At 38.6% G+C, this 24571-nt stretch carries 17 protein-coding genes, 14 tRNA genes, 1 rRNA gene, 3 pseudogenes and 2 riboswitches; of the genes and pseudogenes, 5 read left to right on the top strand and 30 right to left on the bottom strand.

From position 1 onward, the window contains the following. Positions 1-114: 114 nt before the first annotated feature. Positions 115-214, bottom strand: a riboswitch (TPP riboswitch). 90 nt (positions 215-304) lie between these two features. The 9 genes and pseudogenes from J2R98_RS06985 to hpaB all read right to left on the bottom strand — a co-directional run bounded on the left by J2R98_RS06985 (position 305) and on the right by hpaB (position 9249). Next, positions 305-1744: pseudogene (locus J2R98_RS06985) on the bottom strand (NAD-dependent succinate-semialdehyde dehydrogenase). A 6-nt stretch (positions 1745-1750) separates the two neighbouring features. Next, positions 1751-2146 (bottom strand): 5-carboxymethyl-2-hydroxymuconate Delta-isomerase, encoded by a 396-nt coding sequence (locus J2R98_RS06980; RefSeq protein WP_307067441.1) that lies wholly within the window; start codon positions 2144-2146, stop codon positions 1751-1753. A gap of 19 nt (positions 2147-2165) precedes the next feature. Further along, positions 2166-2909, bottom strand: a complete 744-nt coding sequence (locus tag J2R98_RS06975) for a fumarylacetoacetate hydrolase family protein (RefSeq protein WP_307067439.1) — start codon at positions 2907-2909, stop codon at positions 2166-2168. After that, a complete protein-coding gene (locus tag J2R98_RS06970; protein ID WP_307067436.1) occupies positions 2896-3702 on the bottom strand; it encodes a fumarylacetoacetate hydrolase family protein in 807 nt (268 codons plus the stop codon). The genes J2R98_RS06975 and J2R98_RS06970 overlap by 14 nt, the downstream gene beginning before the upstream one ends. A 33-nt stretch (positions 3703-3735) precedes the next feature. Then, on the bottom strand, positions 3736-4665 hold the full coding sequence (gene hpaI / locus J2R98_RS06965) for a 2,4-dihydroxyhept-2-ene-1,7-dioic acid aldolase (protein ID WP_307067434.1): 930 nt from the start codon (positions 4663-4665) through the stop codon (positions 3736-3738). 22 nt (positions 4666-4687) lie between these two features. Then, complete coding sequence (gene hpaD / locus J2R98_RS06960; protein ID WP_307067432.1) at positions 4688-5668, bottom strand: 3,4-dihydroxyphenylacetate 2,3-dioxygenase; 981 nt, start codon at positions 5666-5668, stop codon at positions 4688-4690. Between the two features lie 19 nt (positions 5669-5687). Next, the gene (gene hpaE / locus J2R98_RS06955) at positions 5688-7184 is read right to left on the bottom strand and encodes a 5-carboxymethyl-2-hydroxymuconate semialdehyde dehydrogenase (protein WP_307067430.1); all 1497 of its coding nucleotides are present in this window, start codon (positions 7182-7184) and stop codon (positions 5688-5690) included. Between the two features lie 88 nt (positions 7185-7272). Further along, entirely contained in the window at positions 7273-7737 is a 465-nt protein-coding gene (locus J2R98_RS06950) for a flavin reductase family protein (protein WP_307067428.1), read from the bottom strand. 24 nt (positions 7738-7761) lie between these two features. Continuing rightward, positions 7762-9249, bottom strand: a complete 1488-nt coding sequence (gene hpaB / locus J2R98_RS06945; protein ID WP_307067425.1) for a 4-hydroxyphenylacetate 3-monooxygenase, oxygenase component — start codon at positions 9247-9249, stop codon at positions 7762-7764. Positions 9250-9399: 150 nt separating this feature from the next. Between hpaB and J2R98_RS06940 the strand changes: the two genes are divergently transcribed. After that, positions 9400-10272, top strand: a complete 873-nt coding sequence (locus J2R98_RS06940; RefSeq protein ID WP_307067423.1) for a LysR family transcriptional regulator — start codon at positions 9400-9402, stop codon at positions 10270-10272. A gap of 98 nt (positions 10273-10370) precedes the next feature. Here the strand turns inward: J2R98_RS06940 and J2R98_RS06935 are convergent, their stop codons facing one another. Beyond that, positions 10371-12644 carry a phospholipase D-like domain-containing protein gene (locus J2R98_RS06935; RefSeq protein WP_307067829.1) on the bottom strand — a complete coding sequence of 758 codons (2274 nt, stop codon included), beginning with the start codon at positions 12642-12644 and terminating at the stop codon, positions 10371-10373. A gap of 332 nt (positions 12645-12976) precedes the next feature. Here J2R98_RS06935 and J2R98_RS06930 point away from each other — a divergent pair. Beyond that, a pseudogene (locus J2R98_RS06930) lies at positions 12977-14262 on the top strand (APC family permease). Continuing rightward, a complete protein-coding gene (locus tag J2R98_RS06925; RefSeq protein WP_307067421.1) occupies positions 14246-14839 on the top strand; it encodes a bifunctional transcriptional activator/DNA repair enzyme AdaA in 594 nt (197 codons plus the stop codon). The pseudogene J2R98_RS06930 and the gene J2R98_RS06925 overlap by 17 nt, the downstream one beginning before the upstream one ends. Before the next feature lie 147 nt (positions 14840-14986). Here J2R98_RS06925 and J2R98_RS06920 read toward each other — a convergent pair whose 3' ends face one another. From J2R98_RS06920 to J2R98_RS06910, 3 genes are all read right to left on the bottom strand, one after another. Next, positions 14987-16000 (bottom strand): DUF3231 family protein, encoded by a 1014-nt coding sequence (locus tag J2R98_RS06920; protein ID WP_307067419.1) that lies wholly within the window; start codon positions 15998-16000, stop codon positions 14987-14989. 394 nt (positions 16001-16394) lie between these two features. Continuing rightward, positions 16395-16476, bottom strand: a tRNA-Leu gene (locus tag J2R98_RS06915). Positions 16477-16564: 88 nt separating this feature from the next. Next, on the bottom strand, positions 16565-16792 hold the full coding sequence (locus tag J2R98_RS06910; RefSeq protein ID WP_307067418.1) for a hypothetical protein: 228 nt from the start codon (positions 16790-16792) through the stop codon (positions 16565-16567). A 138-nt stretch (positions 16793-16930) separates the two neighbouring features. Between J2R98_RS06910 and J2R98_RS06905 the strand changes: the two genes are divergently transcribed. Continuing rightward, on the top strand, positions 16931-17353 hold the full coding sequence (locus tag J2R98_RS06905) for a hypothetical protein (RefSeq protein WP_307067417.1): 423 nt from the start codon (positions 16931-16933) through the stop codon (positions 17351-17353). 147 nt (positions 17354-17500) lie between these two features. After that, positions 17501-17641, top strand: a complete 141-nt coding sequence (locus J2R98_RS06900; protein ID WP_307067415.1) for a hypothetical protein — start codon at positions 17501-17503, stop codon at positions 17639-17641. Positions 17642-18827: 1186 nt separating this feature from the next. Here J2R98_RS06900 and J2R98_RS06895 read toward each other — a convergent pair. From J2R98_RS06895 to rrf, 17 genes and pseudogenes are all read right to left on the bottom strand, one after another. Beyond that, the gene (locus J2R98_RS06895; protein ID WP_307067414.1) at positions 18828-19868 is read right to left on the bottom strand and encodes a ribonucleotide-diphosphate reductase subunit beta; all 1041 of its coding nucleotides are present in this window, start codon (positions 19866-19868) and stop codon (positions 18828-18830) included. A gap of 11 nt (positions 19869-19879) precedes the next feature. Further along, the gene (locus J2R98_RS06890; protein WP_307067412.1) at positions 19880-22156 is read right to left on the bottom strand and encodes a ribonucleoside-diphosphate reductase subunit alpha; all 2277 of its coding nucleotides are present in this window, start codon (positions 22154-22156) and stop codon (positions 19880-19882) included. Positions 22157-22284: 128 nt separating this feature from the next. Next, a riboswitch (cobalamin riboswitch) is annotated at positions 22285-22479 on the bottom strand. A 156-nt stretch (positions 22480-22635) separates the two neighbouring features. Then, positions 22636-22773, bottom strand: a pseudogene (locus J2R98_RS06885) (carbohydrate ABC transporter permease); the annotation flags it as partial. Positions 22774-22879: 106 nt separating this feature from the next. Next, a tRNA-Cys gene (locus tag J2R98_RS06880) sits at positions 22880-22953 on the bottom strand. Positions 22954-22991: 38 nt separating this feature from the next. Then, positions 22992-23066 (bottom strand) — tRNA-Gly (locus J2R98_RS06875). Between the two features lie 3 nt (positions 23067-23069). Beyond that, positions 23070-23144: transfer RNA gene (locus J2R98_RS06870), tRNA-Gln, on the bottom strand. 7 nt (positions 23145-23151) lie between these two features. Continuing rightward, a tRNA-His gene (locus J2R98_RS06865) sits at positions 23152-23224 on the bottom strand. 10 nt (positions 23225-23234) lie between these two features. After that, a tRNA-Trp gene (locus J2R98_RS06860) sits at positions 23235-23308 on the bottom strand. A gap of 19 nt (positions 23309-23327) precedes the next feature. Further along, positions 23328-23413, bottom strand: a tRNA-Tyr gene (locus tag J2R98_RS06855). Positions 23414-23424: 11 nt separating this feature from the next. Continuing rightward, positions 23425-23500: transfer RNA gene (locus J2R98_RS06850), tRNA-Phe, on the bottom strand. Between the two features lie 31 nt (positions 23501-23531). Further along, positions 23532-23608 (bottom strand) — tRNA-Asp (locus tag J2R98_RS06845). Positions 23609-23611: 3 nt separating this feature from the next. Continuing rightward, positions 23612-23688, bottom strand: a tRNA-Met gene (locus J2R98_RS06840). Positions 23689-23843: 155 nt separating this feature from the next. After that, positions 23844-23919: transfer RNA gene (locus tag J2R98_RS06835), tRNA-Val, on the bottom strand. 6 nt (positions 23920-23925) lie between these two features. Next, a tRNA-Glu gene (locus J2R98_RS06830) sits at positions 23926-23997 on the bottom strand. A 15-nt stretch (positions 23998-24012) separates the two neighbouring features. Then, positions 24013-24104, bottom strand: a tRNA-Ser gene (locus tag J2R98_RS06825). A gap of 6 nt (positions 24105-24110) precedes the next feature. Next, positions 24111-24185: transfer RNA gene (locus J2R98_RS06820), tRNA-Asn, on the bottom strand. A 34-nt stretch (positions 24186-24219) separates the two neighbouring features. Next, positions 24220-24335, bottom strand: a 5S ribosomal RNA gene (rrf, locus tag J2R98_RS06815). Positions 24336-24571: the final 236 nt, after the last annotated feature.

Raw genomic sequence — 24571 nt, 5'->3', positions numbered from 1 at the left:
TTCTAAATATGATCTACTTTTAGAAGAAGATCCTCACCCCTTTCAAGCGCTAAGGAGCATTAAAAAGCCCATCCACTAGCAAGTAGGGATGGGCAGTAATCGTCAATATAACAATAACTAACCACTCCACTTCCCTACGCTAGTGTTACCTAGATCAGGTTCAAAGGGTCGGTCAAAGACCTCTCAGCAATGCGATGCTCCCCTAGTAGATCGGTTTAATATTTAATTGTGTAGATCACTTGAAAAAGCTGTCTACTAACTATAACGTTTAACAACTCATAAAGTTTCGTTTGCTCAAAAATTTTTATAACCTTAACGAAACATACTTCGTCTCTAAATATTCATCTATCCCTTGATAGCCACCTTCTCGACCTAATCCACTTTCTTTAAAGCCGCCAAATGGTGCTTGTGTCGTTGAAGGTGCGCCATCGTTAACGCCAACAATGCCGAATTCAAGAGATTCACTTATTCGAAACGCGCGACTCATATTTTCGGTAAACACATATGAAGCTAGCCCATAAGGTGAATGGTTCGCTCGTTTAATGACTTCATCCTCTGTTGAAAATGTTGAAACAGGAACTAACGGACCAAAAGTTTCTTCGTTCATACAAAGCATGTCGTCGTTAACGTTAGATAAGACAGTTGGTTGATAATAGTACCCTTCTCCATCAGCTACCTTTTCCCCACCAACTTCAATGACAGCTCCTTGTTGAACCGCTTCTTTTACATGTTGATCGACTTTCTCCATAGCATTTTCATCTATTAATGGACCAATATCTACACCTTCATCTAAGCCATTTCCTACTTTTAGTTGCTTCACTTCTTCGTTTAGTCGTTGCAAAAATTCTTCTTTAATCGATTCGTGAACATAAATTCGATTAGCACATATACAAGTCTGCCCAGCATTACGGAATTTCGACTGAATAACGCCTCTAACAGCTTTCTTTAGATCAGCATCTTCCATAACGATCACCGGGGCATGACCTCCTAATTCTAGTGAGATCTTTTTCATTGTATCCGCTGCATCACGCATTAACACTTTACCCACTTCGGTTGATCCAGTAAAGGTAAGCTTGCGAACACGGCTATCCTCAGACCATGCTTTACCAATCTCACTGGAACTACCAACAACAATATTGATGACACCTTTTGGTATACCTGCTTCTTCAGCGAGTTCCACTAGTTTAATTGCAGTCAGTGGTGTTTGAGTAGCTGGCTTTAATACGACTGTGCAGCCTGCTGCTAGTGCTGGCGCTATTTTTCGTGTGATCATCGCAGCTGGGAAGTTCCACGGAGTAATCGCTGATACGACTCCTACTGGTTGTTTTTGAACGAAAATTCTTTTTTTAGGGTGTGACGCTGGGATGATATCGCCATAAACACGTTTCCCTTCTTCAGCGTACCATTTAATAAAACTATTAGCGTAACCCACTTCTCCAACCGCTTCTTTTAACGGTTTACCTTATTCTTCTGTCATCAACTTGCCGATCGACTCTTTCTCTTGATCAATAAGCGTGTACCATTTCTCTAAATAGTGAGCTCTTTTATCAGCTGTTAAAGATGACCAACTCGGTAAAGCTTCATGAGCCGCATCGACTACTTTCAACGCTTCCTCACGACCAACTTTCGGTACTTGAGCAACGACTTCTTGGTTAGCTGGATTTACAACGTCAATCTTTTCAAAACGTTCACCAAACCACTCTCCATTTATGTAGAGCTCATGTAGCTGTGATAATTTCTCCACATCACTTCACCCTTTCTTCAAATTTTTATAACGTTCATGAATGTTATTTTTCTTATACGTTGGGTGGGCAAATTCGAACAACTCTAATGAAAAGGCAATGTAGCGTTGATTAAATAATGGTTCCAAATCATTGATGATCGCTTCGTATAATTCATCACAGATTCGCTTTTTCTCTTCATCTGTTCGCCCTTTACCCAACTTTAAAGTCGCATGAACGAAAGCATCATCTTCTTGACCATCTGCCACGACATAATCGTTCAACTCAATCGCTCGTGACCTTAAGCCCCCGATTGGAATTAAATCACTGTGCTTCAATAACGCTTGATTGATATTTTTTAATAGATTTGCAACATCTAAATCATTTTTTAAATTATCGGTGTACTCTAATATTAAGTGTGGCACTTACTTCACCCCTTTTAGCTCACTCACTAACTATCGTGTTCGTTAATCGGCCAACTCCTTCAACTTCAGTCATGACTTCATCGCCAACTTTAGTATCAACAGAACCTTTAGGCGTTCCTGTTAAAATCATGTCTCCTTCATTTAAAGTCATAAAACTACTTAAGTACTCGATTAATTCAGGAATCCCTAAAATCATATCTTTCGTCGAACCTTCTTGTGTTTTCTCACCATTTACAAACGTTCTAAGTTGTAAGTTCATCGGGTCTTCAATATCTTCTTTTGCTACAAACCACGGACCAATTGGCGTACAGCCATCTCTATTTTTCACCCTTAAATTAGGGCGGAAATAGTTTTCGAGATAATCTCTAAACGCATAATCGTTAGCAATGGTATAGCCTTTCACATAGTCGAGTGCATCTTCCCTGTTAACATTTTTGCCTGACTTGCCAATAACTACTGCCAGCTCACATTCATAATGCATGAACTCAACATCTTCAGGCCTAACCGTCGTTCCACGGTGACCGATGATCGTATTTTTACCTTTTAAAAACACGAGTGGTTCTGGTAATGGACTCGTAAAAGATAACTCTTTCGCATGGTCTGCGTAGTTTAAGCCGAGTGTAAAAATCGTCTCCGCTTCAACTGGCGGTAACCATTCAACTTCATGTTCTTCTACTAACCTACCATCTTTCAGTTTTACTTTTCCGTCTGTTTCAGTTACATGATGTAACGTTGATTCATATAAAACTCTACCTTGCTTCATCAACAGCCACCTCACTTACGAAAACGTCATCTTCATGAATGACTCTGTTATTTAAGCGCCCAACTTGTTCAATTTCAATACTGACTTGGTCGCCTTCTTTCGCTAAAGGTTGATTTTCTGGCACACCAACAAGTAGAACATCTCCTTCATATAACGTCATAAATCCCGTCACTTCTGACACAAGTTCAGGAATCGAACGTATTAAATTGCCTGTGTAATTTTCTTGTTTTACTTCTCCATTAACTGAAACTTTAATGGATAGATTGTGAGGATCATGGATTTCATCTTGGTTAACAATCCACGGACCAATTGGGCAGAAACCGTCTCTCGCTTTTTGTTTGATCGCTGGTCTGTAATAACTCGTAATCGGTAAACTGACATCATTCACAACCGTATAGCCTTTAATATAGTTATAGACTTCTTCGGCTTTTACTTTAGTTACTGTTTGACCCATAACTAGCCCTAAAGCCGCCCCAATTTGGACTTGCTCTTCTCCATTTGGAAGTGGGATTGGGTTACTATGAGCAGAAAAAGTATTAACTGGTTTAATGTACAAAATAGGAGCTTTAGGTGGATTTTGATAAGGTTTGTCATTCATTTCTGGCTTAAGTTGTTCATACTCACCTTTATAGTTTAGAAGTGTGCCATACAACGTCCCCGTAATCGGGTTATCAAACTTCAGTTGATTGACGTTATATTGTTTTTCATCTATGGTTACTTTTTGAAAATCGCGATCTAACGTTCCTTCTTTAAGCTGTGAAAAGCCTTGAAGCTTAAATTTAGCGCGTGTCATCTACTTTCACCTCTTATAAAGACTAGCCGGCTATTAGCTAACCGGCTTAGTATTATTTAATAGATTATAATCAATTAGAGTTTCACGGATTACTTGTTGAACATCGTCTGTCGGTAAATCCATTGGCAGCCTTAAAACTGGTTCAATTTTATCCATCATACCTAAAGCTGCTTTAACAGGAGCAGGGTTTGTGTCCATAAACAACACATCATTTAGTCGCATCAGTTCAAAGTGTAAGTTTTGCGCTCTTTCAACATCCCCTGCAAACCATGCATCATGCATTTCTGCTACTTTCTTTGGTTCAACATTGGCTGTTGCACTAATTGATCCTGCACCACCGATCGCTAACATCGGATAACATAAAAGCTCTATTCCTGAGAATAGTAAGAAGTCTTTACCGCAATTTAATAACACACGATTAACGTGTTCAAAGTCTTTGTTCGACTCTTTAACTCCGATAATGTTTGGGCAATCTTGAGCTAATTGAGCTAGTGTTTCAACTTCTAAGTTTTTCGCTGTACGGCCTGGGATATTATAAACTATGATCGGGATATCGACTGAATCCGCAACAGTTTTAAAATGTTTATAAAGCGCCTTTTGGTTCGGTTTATTATAATAAGGGACGATGACCATTGCCGCATCAGCACCCATTTCTTGTGCTTTTTGCGTTAAATAGATCGTCTCATCGTGATTAGTTGAACCTGTGCCTGGTGCAAATGGTACGCGGCCATCAATCGTTCTTGCCGCATTTTCCATGACTTGAACACGCTCTTCAACCGTCATCGAACTCGGTTCACCTGAAGTCCCTGTTACAGAAATGCCATGTGTTCCATTGGCTAACTGGTATTCAATTAACTCTGATTGCTTAACGAAATCTATTTCGTGGTCTGAGTTAAAGGGGGTAATTACAGGTGTAATCGAACCTCTTAACTTTTGTTTAATCTCTTCAAACTGTTTAGACATTGTCATTCCTCCTATCAATCTATTAAATCATGAACTGAGGCTTCGTCTTTTTAAGCTTCGGTTCACCCGTTTCAACTGGTTCTCCAGTATGAACATCTAATACAATTGATGCTTCATCAAACCAACTATCTGGCGCTTCATGACCCCAGAACGTTTGACGTAATGGATCATTTAAATCCCACTTAATTGGTTTAAAATCTGGGTCACTCGTTAAATAGTCACCATTGTAAAGTTCAATACGATGACCATCTGGATCTCTTAAGTATAAGAAGAAAGCATTCGATAATCCGTGTCGACCTGGGCCTCTTTCGATGTTCTTTGCATAGCCCATCGAAGCTAATACATCACATCCATCGATTAAACTCATCGGGTCTTTTAACCAAAAACCGATATGGTGCAAACGCGGCCCAACACTATTCATAAACGCCACATCATGAACACTCGGCTTTCGATGGAGCCAAGCTGCCCAAATGTTCTCCTTATCATCAATCGTATATTCAGAACAAGCAAACCCTAATTCATTAATATAGTAATCATAGCTTTGTTGTACATCCTTTACAGCACAGTTAAAGTGGTCGATTCGTTGGACTTTTGCCCCTTTATACAAATTATAACGTTGCAATAGTCTTTCAACGGAATCCATTTCAGCATAAAATTCCACTGGTAAACCTTGAGGGTCTTGAATACGAAACGCTCTACCTAAAGCATGTTGAGAACCTTTTTCTAACCATTTAACTGTCGTGCCTTCACTTTCAAAATGACCAGCAAGCTGATCCAAGTCTTCATCAGAGTAAACTTTATAACTAATCGCCTCGACAACTGGTTCGTCTTTTTCTTTTAGTAACAAACTATGATGGTTATGCTCTTCAAGCCCTCTTAAATAAACACAGTCTGAATCAGATTCAGTGATTACAAACCCTAACGCTTCGTAAAAGGCCTTAGAACGCTCTAAGTCAGTGACATGTAACACAGCACGACCACAACGAATAATGTTAAAATCCATAACTTCAACTCCTCTCCATTTACTTACCAAACTGTGGAATATAGTGATCTTTCATTGCAACGTGAATGATTTGCGTTTCTGTGTAAAACTCAAATGCATAAAACCCACCTTCGCGGCCAATTCCACTATGTTTGGATCCACCAAATGGTGTACGTAAATCGCGTACGTTTTGCGAATTCACCCACAACATACCAGCATCGATCGCTTGCGCAACACGATGACCACGTTGCATGTCTTTCGTCCAAACATAACCTGCAAGACCGTAACGCACGTCATTTGCCTTTTCAATTACTTCATCTTCATCTTTAAATGTCATCACTGCGATGACTGGACCGAAAATCTCTTCTTGGACGACTCGCATATGCTGATCAGCGTTTAATAGTAATGTTGGCGCGACAAAATTACCTTGGCTATGCTCAGCTGGTACATGACCGCTATAAACTTCACAACTTTCTTGTTCGGCCAATTCGAGATAACCTTTTACATTGTCATAATGATTACGGTGAACTAACGGGCCTACTTGTGTATTAGGGTCCATTGGGTCACCAACTCGAATGCGGTCAACTCGTTCTTTTAACTTCTTAATAAATTCATCAGCAATATCTTCATGCAGATAAACTCTCGAGTTAGCGGTACAACGTTCACCGTTAAACGAAAATACACCCCAAGTACACGCATCAAGCGCACGGTCGAAATCAGCATCGTCAAAAATGATGATCGGTGACTTTCCACCTAACTCCATCGAGAATTGCTTTAATGCATCTGCACCGTTTTTCATAATTTCTGAACCTGTCGTCGTCTCACCTGTAAATGAGATGAGTGGAACATCTGGGTGACGAACTAATGCAGCACCCGCTGTCTCACCATACCCATGCACAACGTTAAAAACGCCATCAGGAAGTCCCGCTTCATTAATCACTTCCGCAATACGATTAGCCGATAGCGGTGACCATTCAGCCGGTTTTAACACGACCGTGTTCCCTGTTGCTAAAGCCGGAGCAATCTTCCACGTTTCTAACATGAAAGGGGCATTCCAAGGTGTAATTAACCCCGCTACACCGACTGGCTTACGAACCGAGTAATTGATGAATTCATCATCGACTTGATACGCTTCACCATATAAATGACTTTTGACCATTTCAGCGTAAAACCTAAAGTTTTTCGCCGAACGGGCAATCATTTTACGCGTCTGACTAATTGGTAAACCTGTATCATAGGACTCTAATACTGCAATTTCTTCACTATGTTCCTCAATTAAGTCACCAATTTTATAAACGTAATCTAACCTTTCGTCTAACTTCATTTTTCCCCATTCACCGTGAAAAGCTCTTTTAGCAGCAGCGACTGCCTCATCAATATCTGACGCATCACCAGCTGCAATGTGGTTTATTGTCTCATTCGTAAATGGGTTAATATTTTCAAACGTTTCTTGACTATTGGACTCAACAAATTCACCGTTAATATACAATGATATATCTTTTAACTTTTTCTGAGATGGCGCTTGAAACTGCGTCACAAGATCCTCTCCTTTTGCTATATTTTATTCATGCTTGATCGACTATACAAACTTCAAAAAGAGGTGTTTAATGACAACACCTCACGACTTATACCGGTTGATAACTCCCATACTTACCGCCGAAAAAGGCAAGTGGATTGCCGTCAGTTAGTTTAATCTCAAGCACTTCCCCAATAAACAACGTATGATCGCCAACTTCATAAGATTCGATCACGTTACACACGACAGCAGTTAGCGCATCACGAATAACCGGTATTCCACTAACAAAATCAAATTGAACGGCTGCTGGATTGTCTTTTTGCCCAGCAAAATGCATCGACACATCCATTTGCTCATCAGATAAAATGCTTACTGCAAACTGTTGTGATTGTTTAATACGGCTATACATTTTAGCGTTATGATCAATGGAGATCGTCACTAACTTAGGGTCTAAAGATACTGACATAAAAGCATTGGCCGTCATACCATGTGTTTCGTCATCAACTTGTGTTGTTACTACCGTAACCCCTGTAGCAAATCGCCCCATCGCATCTCGGAAAGTTCGACTGTCCATATTTCCCCTCCTGACTCATTAAAGTTATACGTTCATCCCACTATTAATAGCACTTGGCTTTGAAATATTCTCTTGTTTTAAGAAATCTTTTACAACGTCTTTATATTTTTCTTTATCGTACTGATCAAAGTAAGCCATTCCCATTTTGATCGGGTCACCGAAGAAGTAATACTCATAGTGCGTTTGGCGACTACCGAATGCACTCATCGTTAAATCCCAAGCTAAACGGAAAATTTGCACACGTTCAAAACCTTCAACATTTTTCCCTTGCATAGCACGATGCAAAATAGGACCAATCTCATCAGAAGCAAAATCGTCATAAGATGGAATGCCCATCATGCCTGATGCACCTAAAATTCTTAAAATCTCGGCTAAACGTGGATACACTCTTGGATACCAGTTTCTAGCTGCATTAAGCGCTTCAAAGTCTGGCGTCATCATGCCCCATTTATCTAACTTCGCATTATGTTCTGCACGGAATAAGTGAGACTTCATATTTTCTAACGTCAACATGACTTCAGTTCCTTTGTCCTTAACATGCTGGAAACCGTCAATTCCGATCGAATCCATTAACGTTAAAACGACACCTAATAAAAACTCAGTCTTGGCAATGTCTTTTGCGACAACTTGGTGCGTCATATGAACAACCGCATTCGTCTCCGCAAAAGCTTGATTACAAATGGTCGAATTCTCTAAAATAAAGATTCGATCCCACGGCACTAATACGTGATCAAAGGCTACAATCGTATCACCTTCTTCAAATTTAGAACCTAAAGGATGATCATAACTGTTCATACCATAATCAAATGATTCACGGCTAAGGTAGCGAAGTCCTGGGGTGTTATTCGGGATGGCAAATGCTAATGAATATGGGTCATCCTTCTCCCCTGCTTTCTTAACAGTGGACGGAAATACCATAATTTCATCCGTAATTCCGCCTTGTGTCGCTAATAAACGAACACCATCTACGACGACACCATCATCATTTTTCTCAACGACATGTAAGGCTACGTTTGCATCTTTTTGTTCTGCTTGGATCTTGGCGCGGTTAACTTGTGGGTGGATTAAAGTGTGGGTTAAACTAATATCATTTTCTCTAGCATACTCTGCATACTTACGAGCGTTTTCGGCAAACAGTGGATTGTCTTGACCGTAGAAATCGTAAGCCGCTTCCATCGTCATAACTTCTGCGTTTAAGTAATCTGGCGAGCGTCCCATAACACCTTTCGTAAAGCTTTGCCATTCCATAATCGCTTCACGGCGTTCTATTAACTGATCAATCGTCTTCGGCATCATAAATGTTTTACCGACTTTATCACCCGTTGTCGGTGAGTCATACAACATTTTTTCCGGCTTCTCATACTGCATGTCATAAAGCTTAGCCATCGATTGGATAACGTTTTTAAACGCAGGGTGTTCTGTCACATCATCAACACGTTCACCCCCAATGTAAACGTTGTTGTTAGCTTTTTTGAGACGTTCAATATACTCTGCACCTGTTTTTGCTGGCATTTTAATAAAACCTCCTCATTTTTGTATGTATTTCCATACGCATCACGCTTTTTTCTTTATATTTTGAATATTAGCACTAATTTTGGTATATTAAAAATATAAGTTTTGTTATAAGACCATATAAAAAATGTATGGGAGTTGAATTAACAAATGGACTTTAAACGATTGAAGTATTTCCATACGATCGCAACGGAAGGTCAAATTACGAAAGCAGCGAAAAAACTACACATGCAACAACCTCCCCTCAGTAAAAGCCTCAAAGACTTAGAAACCGAACTTGGTGTTACCCTATTTGACCGTCAATCTAGAAAACTCGTACTAACAGAAGCTGGAGAAGTTTTATATAAAAAGGTTGAATTACTCTTTTCACAAATTGATGAGACGGTGACGGAAGTAAAAGATATTGAAGAAGGTGATCGCGGACAACTAGCTGTTGGCTGTGTGAAAACGTGCTTTTCATACATGCCTGAACGACTGAAACAGTTCAGAACACAATACCCAAACGTTACATTTCGTTTAAAAGAAGGCGATTCATACGCTCTTGCTGAACACCTTCTGAACCACGAGTTGGATTTTGCCATTATTCGCCTCCCATTAGACTTACAACCTTTCGAATCACGACCATTACGAGAAGAGAATTACGTCGCCGTTTTACCAGAAGAGTGGGAAGTGCCCAATTCAGAGTCGATTACTATGGAAGAACTATCAAACTTACCTCTTATGTTATTACATCGTATTAGTGGGGTTGGACAATATGAAGTGATTTTGGAGAAATTTAAAAAACACGACCTCACGCCTAAAATCATACTAGATTGCCCAGATGTCGATATGATCATAGATTTAGTGAGGTCAGGTATAGGGGGAACCATCATCCCTGAGTCGACTTTCCAACATAAAAACTTAGATGGCGTGAAGATACTGATCATTGCTGATGAAAATATATACTCAGAGTCAGCATTAATTTGGTTAAAAGACCGCTACTTAACTAAGAGTGCTAGAAGGTTTATCGGGCTATTTGAGTGATGGCTAATTAGTATGAAAAATAGCTTACGGTTAACAGAATACAAAAAACAGAACTTCCGTATAAGGAAGCTCTGTTTAATATTTATGTTGTCATTTAATTAATAACCCATAATTTCAAAGTCATCAATGTTAATTCGTTCACCTGATGGGCCTGTTACTTCTATTTTAAACCGAACATCATTCGGCTCATCAACTGTCAAAATCACTCTCTCTAAATCATATTGACTCTTAAATGTCTCACTTAATTCAATCCAACTATTTCCTTCATCAGTAGATTTATAGACTGTAATTTCACCTTCAGTATCTGAACCAAAATTAGCATGATAAAACGAAATATATTGTGCTTCTGGCGCATCATAATTCATAGATATGGAGCCATTAGAGCGAATACGTGCTGAACGATCTCCTATCTTTTTATCACTACTATGCGAGCCTGTTAACGCATTATCAAAATGCCAAGAGCCTGATTGCAGTTCAACATCTCCAGCAGAGTATGAACTTTTCCATCCATCTTCAAAATCCTCATAAACGAAGCTTGGATTACCACCAACCCAGTCATGCTCAAAGACTTCTTTATAAAAATTAGCTACCTCTTCATTCTCGATAATAACGGCTGCTTCGCGGTTGTTTTTTCCACTATTTTTAGACCAATTAATACTAGAAATCAACACTTGATCATCTGCTACGACTGCTTTATTATGTGTCTTGTCAATTCCAATTGATGAAGAATCAACTAGTTTAGCTTCTAAATCTAGATTTTCATCGTCAGATATATCATTTAAGTATGAAATCGTATTCGTATTATCACGTGAATTATCAGGATCTAACCAAGAATCACCGAGTAGAAAACGAACGGTTGCACCGTTACGTCCTGCATCAATCACTTCTTCCATATAAATATTAGGATGCGTTTCCGGTCCATCATCCTGAGCTCCCCAATGAGCATGTGAATACATTTGGTCAACATATACATAGTCACTTGCACTATTAATCATACCTAAGATTGAATCTTCAATTAGAAAACTTGTGTCAGGTGCAATCACTGGCGTTACGACAAAATCACCATCAATCGTTTTACTTTCAAATTGAGCTTCATAGTTTCCTGTTGGAATACTATAATCAGGATCAAAATCTTCTGGCGGGTTTCCGTATACATCATGATTAGGTGAATGAGCAACAACATCAGGGAAACGGTCATCCCAATCCGTTTCAAATACATCTAAATAATATTGAGCCACATCCTCATTTTCAATAACAACACCATACCCTCTGTTCCCTGCTGAATTATCAACTGGTACACCTGTTCTTTTCCAATTTTCACTTTGAACAAGCAACTTTTCTTCATCAATGATTGCGTATTTAGAATGATCCCAGCGATATCTTTTATGTCGATCTTCATCTCGGTCCAATGTTATATAACGAACTTGTCCACCCGCTTCGTACAGTTGTTGTGAAACCCAACGTGTTTCATCTGTTAAGCCACCTACAGGACCACCATCAAAATGAGCACGAACTTCTACCCCACGTTCTAACGCATCTACTAAATGTTCAGTTAAATAAGGACTATGCATTTGATATACACTCAAATCGATTGATACCATTGCACTATCAATAAGAGTCGATAACACTTCATAACTACTATCAGGAGATGTATAAGCCGTAACACTTCCTGTAAATTCAAAACGTTCTAAATCAAATCGAGATTGAGCTTGTTTATACGTACGTAACTCATCAGATTCAGCTAATGGATTACCCTTTAAGCTAACCCAATCATTATATGTGTCTGTATCAACCAGTACACCGGTTTTTTCATTTGTATTTCGGACTAAGACATCACCAGAGCTTCCAGTTGGAATCGAATCGCCTGTCCAACCATCACCATCATAATCAGACTCACCATAAATAACTATGTCGACTAAGTTGTGGTCAGGATCTCGAAGCAATACTTCATCACCATTGTTTGCAAAACGAGGTGCATCCCCTTCCATGTTTGGAACCTCATCAACTGTATTATCCGAGTACTCAAAGTCAGGCGCTATACCATTTAATATGTTTTGTTCCAATGCAACATTAGCTTCACGTACGATATACAGCGTTTCACCACTTTCAATCAACGTTCCATCAGGGAAAACAGCTTTTGTGCCTATCTCTCCAATTTGCCAGCCAGATAGGTCAACCGCTTCACTTAATGGGTTATGGATTGCAACATATTCATCTGGTTCATAAGATACTTGTGTATCATAATACACTTCAGATATGATTACAGAATTTGCATCTGCCTTTGCATTGTTACCACCATCAAAGTGAGTTAGAAATGATAAGGTAACTGCTAGAACTAATAACATCGACATTAATATAGATTTTTTTTGCACCAAATTATTCCCTCCAAGTTTTATGTTGTTTCATTTTACGATTATAGAAGATAAACAGATAAATCACTATACATTTTTTCAAAATTTTTAATCATCAAGATTTTTAGACCAAGTGCAATGTCTTATATAAACGAAGCAGAGACAAACGACAGACTATCTATTTTTATGATTCACTGAATAATGATGCTGTTTCTTCAACTGTTGGGTAAGATTTGTAATAAAGCCCATTATTATAGTTCACTTAATCTATTAATTAGAATTAAACCGCAAAAAACGAGAAGAATTTCTCACACTTTTACTAGTACACTGAATGCTACGAAAGGTGTGAGACTATGAACAATAAATCTATAGGATTATTTCAAGGAATTGCTTTATACATTGCAGCTATTCTAGGCTCAGGTGTCCTTTTTCTATCGGGGGCAACCGCCTCAATTGCAGGACCTGCATCAATTGTATCTTGGCTGATCGTTATATTAATTAGTTTTCCGCTTGCTTATTCCTTTGCTAGTTTGGCACGAGAATACCCTGATGCTGGTGGAACAGCAACCTTTGTTAGACGTTCTTTCGGATATCACCTTGGCAATATCGTTGGGTGGTTTTATTTCGTTACAGCCGCAGTCGGTCAAACAATTGTATCCTTAACCGGCGCTTTTTACGTCAGCCAGGCATTTGCATTCTCACATTTTGAGACAGTGATCATTGCTGTCTTTATATTGGTAAGTGCAGGTCTTTTCAATTATCACGGGGTTAAAGTAAGTGGTAAAGTTGCATTAATTTTAAGTACTTTACTACTGATTCTCCTAGTATTAACTATAATTGTGTCACTTCCGAGAATACAGTGGGATAATTTCACACCCTTTGTTCCAAATGGATGGTTTTCTCTCGGAACAGCAGTCACGATTATCTTTTGGTCTTTTTTCGGTTGGGAGGCGATCTGTAATTTAGCTTTGCAATTTAAAAAGCCAGAAAAGGATATTATCAAAGGGGCGGTTGTTAGTGTAGTTGTTATAGGATTTTTATTTTTGGCGTTAAGCTTTGTTACTATTGGAACGGCTACATATGGCAGTCAAGAAAGCAATCTATCTCCTATTGGTGTTATAATGGGAGATACACTAGGCATGGGGGCTAAAGTCGTCACAGCTGTTTTAGCATTAATTATTTGTACAGGAACAGCAAACGCATTTATCGCCAGTCTCACTCAATTAGGATATTCACTAAGTAGGGATGGTGCTTTTCCGAAATTGTTTTCAAGACTACATACAACTACTCAAATTCCGAGACTGATGGTATTGTTTGTTATTTGTTTCTCAATAGCAGGTGTTTTGGTAACGAAGGCTTTGTCACTAGCATTCGATGACATTTTATTTATACCGACTTCATTAGGGATTATAGTTTACCTTCTTTCAATGGCAGCAGGCATAAAATTGTTTAAGAAGAACACAATGGCTTGGTGGACATCACTTACGTCCTTCATTTTGTGTTCACTCGTGCTTCCTTTTTTTAAGTTATATATTGTTGTTCCATTGATTGTGGCATCGTTATATGCAATTTATATGGTTTTTGAGAGGAAGCTTTTTCTTACAAAGGAGGTTTAAAAAGTCATGAGGAATCACAATAATCTGTCTCAAAATATTATGTGGGAAGCGACAATTTCATGTAATTCTGCATATGATGGATTATTTTTTTATGCAGTCAAGACAACGGGCATTTTTTGTCGACCTTCTTGTAAATCTAGGGTCCCCAATCGTGAGAATGTATCTTTCTTTTCAAATGCCACTAATGCTCATAAAGCGGGATATCGTCCATGTAAGAGATGTCGACCTGACTTGAAATCGATAAAAACTTTTGACCCTCTTGAAAAAGTTATAGAAGATATAAAGCAGATCATCGAAGAAAAGTATGGTCAAAAAATTCTATTAGATGAATTAGCATCCATGGTAGGAGTCAGCCCTTATCATTTAAACCGGCTCTTCAAAAATAGAACAGGAAATACTCCTCGTATGTATTTGGAACAGATCAGGGTTAGCAAAGCAAAGGAACTACTTTTAACGACTAATTTAAATAGTACAGAAATTAGTTTTAAAGTTGGTTTTCAAAGTATGTCCAGTTTTTATCATGCCTTTAAACGGAGGACTGGGCTTTCACCTAGTCAGTTTCAAGCTCAGTATTTTAAAGACTCGGCTAATGAGGATTAAACCGATTTCGCTTCTGTGTAAAAAAATATAATCCTTCCCAGTCAATTAAACAGCGACCGAGCTTTCATCTAGTCAGTTTCAAGCCGATATGTTAAAAGCTTAGCTTATGAGAATTACTTCAAAACTTTTCTTTTATCCAGGGCTAAATCACTTTTTTGCTAGTTCATCACGGTCTAATGCCCGTGGTGGTTCTTCCATCCACCCATGTTTAATCATGATTTTAGCCCCATCATCAGCGTATTTTAATATTTCTGAAACTAATCTGCTATACATAACGCCAATATCCCTTCTTGGACTCATCGACATACTTGCCCCGTAGTACCCTACGCTAAGTGCAGTCAAACTGGTTACATAAAACATCATTTTTCTATCAGAAAAAGTGTACTCAGTAGAATCATTTACCTCAGTATCCAAAGACATAGGACTAGGTAAATCGTTATCTTTTAAATATGAACCAAATATTTCACAATGCTTTTGAGCCATTTCCTTTCCTCTTAATAGAAAATTTACCACATCATCATTCTGTGCAACTTGACTATACCCTATCATTGTTGTACTTCCTATTGCATTTCTTTGATAGTTGGCATATAAATTGGTGATTTCAGTACCTGTTAAAGGTCTTTTTTCCCCCAAAAAGCCTGCCAAAAAACTTTTCCGTTTTACAAAATCGTACGATTCAGGCTTTGGAAGATATGGTGATCTGATATACAGCCCTTTTGCCAATAACAGATCATTAGTTTGTTTGACAAGATTATCTGATTCCCTTAAACACTGACTAAAAAAGCTATAAACATCTTCTCTTACCGCTACAGCTAGAGCTGCGCTATATGCATTCAAACCAATCTTTCCCATATTATTAAGCAAATTTAAACAGTAAGTGTCAGAAAACAATTTTCGCGCATTCACATCAACATCTTCATGTAATTTAAAGCCATGAGGAACAGGATAACCTTCTTGAGTAAATATCTCGCTTATTGTGTCTACATGTAATTGTGAAATGTCTAATGCATATTGAATAACAGATTTAACTTCCGTGTCTTCTACTGTATTTAGGTAATATTTTAAATGGCAAATAGAAGCGCTATCATCCATATACACAGTCCATAAATTTGTAATTTCTCCTGATGTTAATTTAATGTTATTGTTTTGAGAAGAATCCATTTCTCTTCACTCCTTAATAATCACTGAGTCTAATCTTCAGTTTAACCATTTTGTACCTATTATATGTAGAATGATTTTGATTTGTCGGAGTGAAAATAGAAATAATTAGTGAATTAATTAGAAAGGAACAGGAAGGAAATTATAATATAGAAAATACTTTAACCTTCAATGGGGTTGGTTTAGATGAACACTTTTTTTACTCCCCCGAAAATTCAAGGTTGAAATTTAGGATTAAAATGATCAGGAGGCAGGAATGAATCTGATAACAAATGGGGTTCAAATAGGCAATATCAATCGATTTCTCAAAAATAACGAAACCCTCGTAATCACTGCAATTTGCCAGTGATTACGAGGGTTTCGTATATTTCAAGAATACATCAAAGTTAAACTAAAATACCGGTGGTCGGGTTCGAACCGACACTCCAGAAGGAACACGATTTTGAGTCGTGCGCGTCTGCCAATTCCGCCACACCGGCATGTAAATAATATGTTCGTTTTCGCTCGTGAGAACAATTATAAATCAGCTACCATACTCAGGTCAACCTTTTATATTTACACTCTCAATCATTCCCCTTTCCGCTTCCAATCCTCAAAACCTTTTGGATCAATTATTGGTATTTCATCCATTTCACCTTCGCCATAAGCCATGTTTTGTACACTTTCCATTTCATTTATATACTCCTCAGCTTCTTTCCGAATCGATTCTGGTGCGTTTTCATCGACGTACATACCATTTTTACCAAACTTTATATAAGGTGATATTCGATCGTTTGGTGGGTCAAACGATGGCATTCAAATCATCCTCCATTTGATTTGTATATAACCATTATAAATGATTTATTGAGAAATATTACATAAAATTGAAACGTATTTTCACTGTAGTTCGTTAATATATATTGAAGAGAAATTACATAAAAGGGAGATGTTATGATGGATCCAATTTGGTATTTTGCTATTGCATCTATTATTGCAGTCATTGGAATCGTTGTTGTGTTTGGTCAGTTATCGAACAAGTTAGAAGACCAATTGAACCAAGGTGAAGTTTCATCCGATTTTACACAAAGCTTAACAACCCAACTTCTTATTAGAGTGACGATTATTGAGATTGTACCGATTCTATTAATTGTTTTTGGCTTTATACAATTAACAGGTACAGAAAGTTCTGTTATCCCACTCGTTTTAACCTTAGTCGTGTTTGCCATTGGGTTAATCAGATTATTTTCTAAAAGAGATTTACTTAAGCACTCAAACATTGACCAACGAACTAAGGTCTTTTACCAATCCACACAAAAGACAGCGATGATGCTTGCCGCTTCTTTTCCTGTCATCACTTTAATTGCATTTATTATGTAAAAAACGCCTACAATTCACTGAATTCCACCCTCCCAACTGTTGTCCTTTCTTGTAGAAATATGTCAAAATATTTAAAATTATCAGTGTTTACTTTCTAGTTTGTATAATGTATAATATTTGTATAAAAGTAAAAAGGTGGTGAAAACAATGAAGAAAAAATTATTAACAGGGATTGTTAGCGTGACAGCTTTCTCTTTTTTAACTATTGGTAGCATCTCTGCATCAGTCGACTTTACAGCTTCGACTTGTCCGCCTGACATGTCAGAAGACTGCTTGGCACGTCCATAGTACTAGTATTTTTACCCAATATGCTCCCCCAAAAAAGTTAGAGAAAAATCTAGCTTTTTTTTTTGGGGGGTGTTTTTATATAGCCAAATATAGTAAAGAGTTTAATTTAAAGATTTTAAACGAATACTTTGAAGGTCCAATTGGGCTCTAAATTGTTGGCTAAACAATTTGGAGTTCCCAATCACAGACAAATCAGAAGGTGAGGAAATGCCTATAAGGCTTTTGGTGAGGAAGGTTTAAAAAGAAAGCGTTCAAAAACAGTTTATCCTGTTCAATTCAAGTTAGATGTATTAAACTATATGAAACAAATGAACTCTTCTTACCAATACACCGCTATAGAATTTAAGTTGACTAATCCATCTCTGATTGCGATCGTTTAGAAAATGCGTATTTAAAAAGTTAAGAGCTTTTCAGGAGAATTCGAATGCCTTCCTCGAAAAGCATTAGCAGCGTTGGCGTTCGAACTCAAAGAAGAAGGATTCAAATTAAAAGAGGTTCTCTTGATTGTAGTCATACCTGAAGCCACTTATCACTACCACAATCATCGGTTAAGAAATGATGAAAAACCAGATCGTAAATTGATAGAAACAACTCATGAGTTGTTTTAAGAAACACGAGGAAAAGTACGGATATTTGCAAAAGCTGGTCACAAATCTCGTGGAGTTCAAGTGTGTAGGAAATGAAAATCTTTACTTAAATCCGATATTAGACTTGTATAATGGTGAGGTCATTTCTTATGGCATTTCGAATAAACCAACATTAGATGTTGTCATTGACAGCCTTGAACAAGTGGTGAACAACATCAAACATGGTCCGAATATTGAACCACCATCCATCCAGGCTAAGGATGGCATTACCAACATAATAAATGGGTGAAAACCTTAGAGAAGAACAAGGTTTTTCAAAGTATGTCTAGGAAAGCAACCTGTGCGGATAATGCCGTCATGGAGAACTTTTTTCTGAATTATGAAACAAGAAATGTATAATGGAGAAACCCTTGATTTCTTATACTGAATTAAAACAGAAAATAGAGGAGTACATGATTCATGGATTATTACAATCACGAAAGAATAAAAGAAAAAATTGGCTGGTTTAAGTCCAGTTCAATACCGGACTCAAATCAGCCAAATAGCTGCATGGTCAAAACCCCAACTTTTGGGATTAACTACCCTAAGGGTGCTTTATCTTATAATTCATCAAACCCATTATCATCCGATACTTTCGTATACTGCCTTGATTTTTGCTCGAAGAAATCAGACTTTCCTTCATCGACTTCTTTGTATGCTTTAATCCATTTAAGTGGGTTTTCTGTTACTTCTGGGAATGGAACTGGTGCGCCCATTAATTTACAGCGTTTGTTTGCTGTGTGTTGGATGTATTGCTCTAGCTCGTCCATGTTGATCCCATCAATTTTGTTACCAATAATATGTTCGCCCCACTTCACTTCAAGTTCTGTTGCTTCTCTAAATGTTTCTGTCACAAACTGAAGGTTTTCCTCTGTATTAAGTTCAGGGTTTTCATTCAACGTTTCTTTGAAAATGTGTGCGAATAAATTAACGTGTAACAGCTCATCACGATTAATATAATTGATCATTGTGCTCGTTGATACCATCTTTTGATTGCGTGCTAAGTTGTAGAAAAACGCAAAGCCTGCGTAAAAAAACAACCCTTCTAACACGACATCATACACCACAGATTCAATAAAAGCTTGTGGTGATTTTTCTTTAACGAATCGTTCATAACCATCAGCAATAAATTGATTACGTTCAATTAAAATGTCATCACTCTTCCAATACTCAAAGATCTCATCTTGCTCGCCTTTTTCAACGAGTGATGATAAAACATATGAATAAGACTGGTTATGCACAACTTCTTGGAACGACAGCACTTGCATTAATGCAGCCAAGCTCGAGTCAGTTAAGTAATCGGCGACTTTTGCGGAGTAGTCCGTTTGAACTGAGTCTAAAAAAGCTAGCAGTCCAATAATTTTCTTAAACGACTCACGTTCTGCATCTGTTAACTCTGCCCACTGTTTTTGGTCACTCGACATGTTGATTTCAAATGGTGTCCAAAAGTTAGCTAACATATTTTTATACATCGGATAAGCCCATTTAAATCTAACATCGTCCCAGTTTAAAACGTTGGAACTTTCGCCGTTAATAATGCCAGTTGATGCGTTCGGTGCATGAATGTCATATAACTTTCTTTCACGCATTGTTTCGTTCATATTAATCCTCCTTATGATTCGCAGCTTTCACAATCTTCTATGTCTGATGATGTTGATCTCGTATAGTAAGTTGTCTTAAAACCTGAATGCCAAGCTGTTAAATGCAAGTCTAGTAATTCTTTTGCTTTAATCGTGTTTCTAACGTAAAAGTTAAACGAAATTGCCTGGTCAATATGTTTCTGACGTTTCGCGTTTTGCTTAATCGTCCACGTATGATCGATGTCATAAGCTGACTTATAATACCAGAACGTCTTAGGACTTAAATCAGGTGCTGTTACTGGAATCTTGTAATCTTTCTTTTCTTCTGAATAAAACTTTTTGAAAATCGGATCGATACTAGCCGTGCTTCCGGCAATAATACTGGTGCTTGAGTTAGGTGCTACAGCCATTAAGTACCCATTTCTTAGGCCATGCTCATGCACGTCCTGCTTCAGTTCATCCCACTTTTCACCTTTATACCCTTTACCTTCGAAATAACTTCCATCATGCCATTTAGACCCTTTAAACAGTGGGTAAGGGCATTTCTCTTTGGCTAGTTCCATACTTGACTGAATCGTTAAGAACGCCACTTTTTCATACAGCTCGTCAGCAAATTCAACTGCTTCTTCTGATTCCCACGCAATCTCTTTTAGCGCGAGTAAATGGTGGTAACCAAAAGTCCCTAATCCAACTGCACGGTACTTCTGATTCGTTAACTGCGCTTGTAGCACTGGAATCGTATTTAAATCAATCACATTATCAAGCATTCTCACTTGAATCGGAATTAATCGCTCTAGCACATCATCTGGCACAGCCTTACCTAAATTAATACTTGATAGGTTACAAACGACGAAGTCACCAGGGCTTTTCGTAATGACGATCTTGCCATCCTCTGTATACTGCTCTTCAACTGTTGTCGCACTTTGATTTTGCATAATTTCAGTACATAGATTTGAACAGTAAATCATGCCTTGATGGGAGTTTGGATTTTGTCGATTCGCTTCGTCACGATAAAACATATAAGGTGTGCCAGTCTCAAGCTGGCCAACCATAATTCGTTTCATAATATCAATCGCTGGCACTTTCTCTTTTGATAGCTCCGGGTTATGCACACACGCTTCATACTTTTCTCTAAATGAACCTTCACCTTGTTTTTCATCATAATAATCTTCTAAGCTAAATCCCATTATGTCTCTTACTTCATGAGGGTCAAATAAATACCAATCTTCACGCGCTTCTACCTTTTCCATAAATAGATCTGGCAGTGACACACCCGTAAATAAATCATGTGTACGTTGGCGCTCGTCACCATTGTTTAACTTCGCATCTAAAAACTTAAAAATATCCTGGTGCCATACATCCAAGTAAACCGCAATGGCCCCTTGTCTTTGACCGAGTTGATCAACACTTACTGCTGTATTATTTAACTGCTTCATCCATGGCATCACACCACTTGAAACACCTTTAAACCCTTTAATCGAGCTCCCGTGTGAACGAATTTTCCCTAAATAAACACCAATTCCGCCACCATTTTTCGACAAATTAGCAATATCTGTATTCGAATCATAAATACCTTGTAAACTATCATCCACCGTATCGATAAAACAACTTGATAATTGGCCGTAAGACTTCCCTGCATTTGATAAAGTCGGAGTCGCTACCGTCATATAAAGATTACTTAATGCCCAGTAAGCTTCTTCTATTAATTGAAGACGTTTTTCTTTTGGTTCATTAACCATTAACGTCATCGCAATCGTTAGAAATCGTTCTTGTGGCAGTTCATAGTAATGGCCTTCATGATCTTTTGCTAAATAACGGTCAGCTAACGTTCTTAAACCGATATAAGTAAAGAAGTGATCGCGTTCAGGCACGATGAAAGATGCAGCTTCATCAATTTCATCTTTAGTATATTGATTTAAAATTTGATCGCTGTATATGTTTTCGTTTGATAATATATTTAATAATTCATAGTAAGAACCATACTTAGTTGTCCCATCATAGCCACGGTTAGTCGCAGCTTCTTTGTACAACTTTTTTAAATATATATTGGCACAAACGTAAGTCCAATCAGGTTCTTGTGGACTAATATTTTCTAACCCTCTTAATAATAGTTCGTTCGTAATTTGGTCAGGTGTTAATTCATCTTTGCTTTGTACAGCTTTCATAACCTTCTCTTCATAACTAGTAACACTTAAATGCTCGTACCCTTTTATTACTTCCTTAACAAAAAAACTAAGTCGTTCTTCTGAAAAAGTTTCTCTCTCTCCGTTCGTTACAACGAGAGTGTCTTGTTTAGTGATCGTCGTCATAAAATCCTCCTAAAAATAAAAAATTCGCTTCCAACGGGGGAAGCGAATAAAACGACTTATAAGCATACTTTGGTCAATACCAGTATGTATCACGAGTCGTTTCATTCTCTTATCACCCCGAAGAAAATGTAACTTAGCTCATGTAGACAGGTCTCCTGACTGACGCTTCACCCTACTCTGGACCTTCCCTTATAAGTAGCAAACACTTAGCTTATAAAGTGGTCTTCCATTTCGTCCACGTTTACAGTTGCGGGGGCAGTTTTGGACTTTCACCAAATTCCCTTTTAAGCCTTTCGATAGGCATCCACATAAACAAAAACACAATATATAGTTTTATATCAATTAACTAACACCAATATATTGATGTTACCTTTAAGTATAGAAGATTGAATATAAAAAAACAAGAGCTTTCTTTTAAACTATTTTAAATGTAACAAAAAATCCTCTGTCTATAAACAGAGGATTCCTTACATAAAACATTATCCTTTTATAGCACCTTCAGTCATACCTTTTGTAATTCGACGTTGGAAAATCGAATATAAGATGATCACTGGAACAATGGCGAATACTAAGCTGGCAAATAATACGCCCCAAGCATTAGTATACTGTGCCTCATTTTTATGTCAATCATATCTTTAATTTATAAAATTTTATTTCAAAATAGGCATAAAAAAAGTTGATAAACATTTGTTTACCAACTTGGGATTATGTATTAAATATTTATGGAGGCGGCAACCGGATTCGAACCGGTGATAAAGGTTTTGCAGACCTCTGCCTTACCACTTGGCTATGCCGCCATCAATATACTGTATGATTGATATGCGGTGCATGTGAATGGAGCGGAAGACGGGATTCGAACCCGCGACCCCCACCTTGGCAAGGTGGTGTTCTACCGCTGAACTACTTCCGCATATGGCTGGGCCATCAGGATTCGAACCTGAGAATCACGAGACCAAAACCCGTTGCCTTACCGCTTGGCTATGGCCCAAAAAAAGGGCGATCGGTGGGAATCGAACCCACGAGTGCCGGAGCCACAATCCGGTGCGTTAACCCCTTCGCCACGACCGCCATATAAAAATGGCAGGGGTAGTAGGAATCGAACCCACATCAAAGGTTTTGGAGACCTTCGTTTTACCATTAAACTATACCCCTACGTTTTAAATTGTAAAAATGGTGGAGGGGGACGGATTCGAACCGCCGAACCCAAAGGGAGCGGATTTACAGTCCGCCGCGTTTGGCCAACTTCGCTACCCCTCCATTTTGAAAAATGGTGGCTCGGGACGGAATCGAACCGCCGACACACGGATTTTCAGTCCGTTGCTCTACCGACTGAGCTACCGAGCCATTAGATAGAAAATATGTATTAATATTAAAGTGGCGGTCCGGACGGGACTCGAACCCGCGACCTCCTGCGTGACAGGCAGGCATTCTAACCAACTGAACTACCGGACCTTTTGGTTGCGGGGGCAGGATTTGAACCTACGACCTCCGGGTTATGAGCCCGACGAGCTACCAGACTGCTCCACCCCGCGATGTTGACTGCAATTCCTATATTAGGAACCCAGACTATAAAAGGATTAAATTATTTTGCGACGGCTCGTCGCGTTGTAAGTGTTTCGGTGATGCTTACGCTCCTCGCGAAACTGCGATATTAACCGCCATTCCTATAATGAGGAACACATTTGAATGGTGGAGGATGGCGGGCTCGAACCACCGACCCCTTGCTTGTAAGGCAAGTGCTCTCCCAGCTGAGCTAATCCTCCGGTCAATGACCCATAGGGGACTCGAACCCCTGTTACCGCCGTGAAAGGGCGGTGTCTTAACCACTTGACCAATGGGCCATATTAAAAATTCTATGGCGGAGAGCGAGGGATTCGAACCCTCGAGACCGCGTTGGCGGCCTACACGATTTCCAATCGTGCTCCTTCGGCCACTCGGACAGCTCTCCAAAAAATGGCTCCAGCGGCAGGATTCGAACCTGCGACCAATTGGTTAACAGCCAACTGCTCTACCTCTGAGCTACGCTGGAATATTTTTTAACTGTCCACGAAGGAGAATTGATCGCCCGGCGGCGTCCTACTCTCACAGGGGAAGAACCCCAACTACCATCGGCGCTAGAGAGCTTAACTTCTGTGTTCGGCATGGGAACAGGTGTGACCTCTCTGCCAATACCACCGGACAATATCTTTAGTAATTAGTGCAACAAATTATATTATATTCACCTTCGAGCAAAATTGCAAGAGCTTTACTTGAAAAATTCAACTCTTAATTATAAAGGATTATACCTTCAAAACTAGATAAGATTCAACCAAAGTCGAAAACGCGCTTTTCACTTTTGTTTTAAGTTAAGTCCTCGATCGATTAGTATTCGTCAGCTCCACGTGTCACCACGCTTCCACCTCGAACCTATCTACC

The organism is Alkalibacillus filiformis, assembly GCF_030814115.1.
In the GTDB taxonomy this organism is placed as follows: domain Bacteria; phylum Bacillota; class Bacilli; order Bacillales; family Alkalibacillaceae; genus Alkalibacillus; species Alkalibacillus filiformis.
The sequence above is the reverse complement of the archived record's forward strand: the minus strand, read 5'-3'. Positions and strand labels throughout refer to the sequence as shown.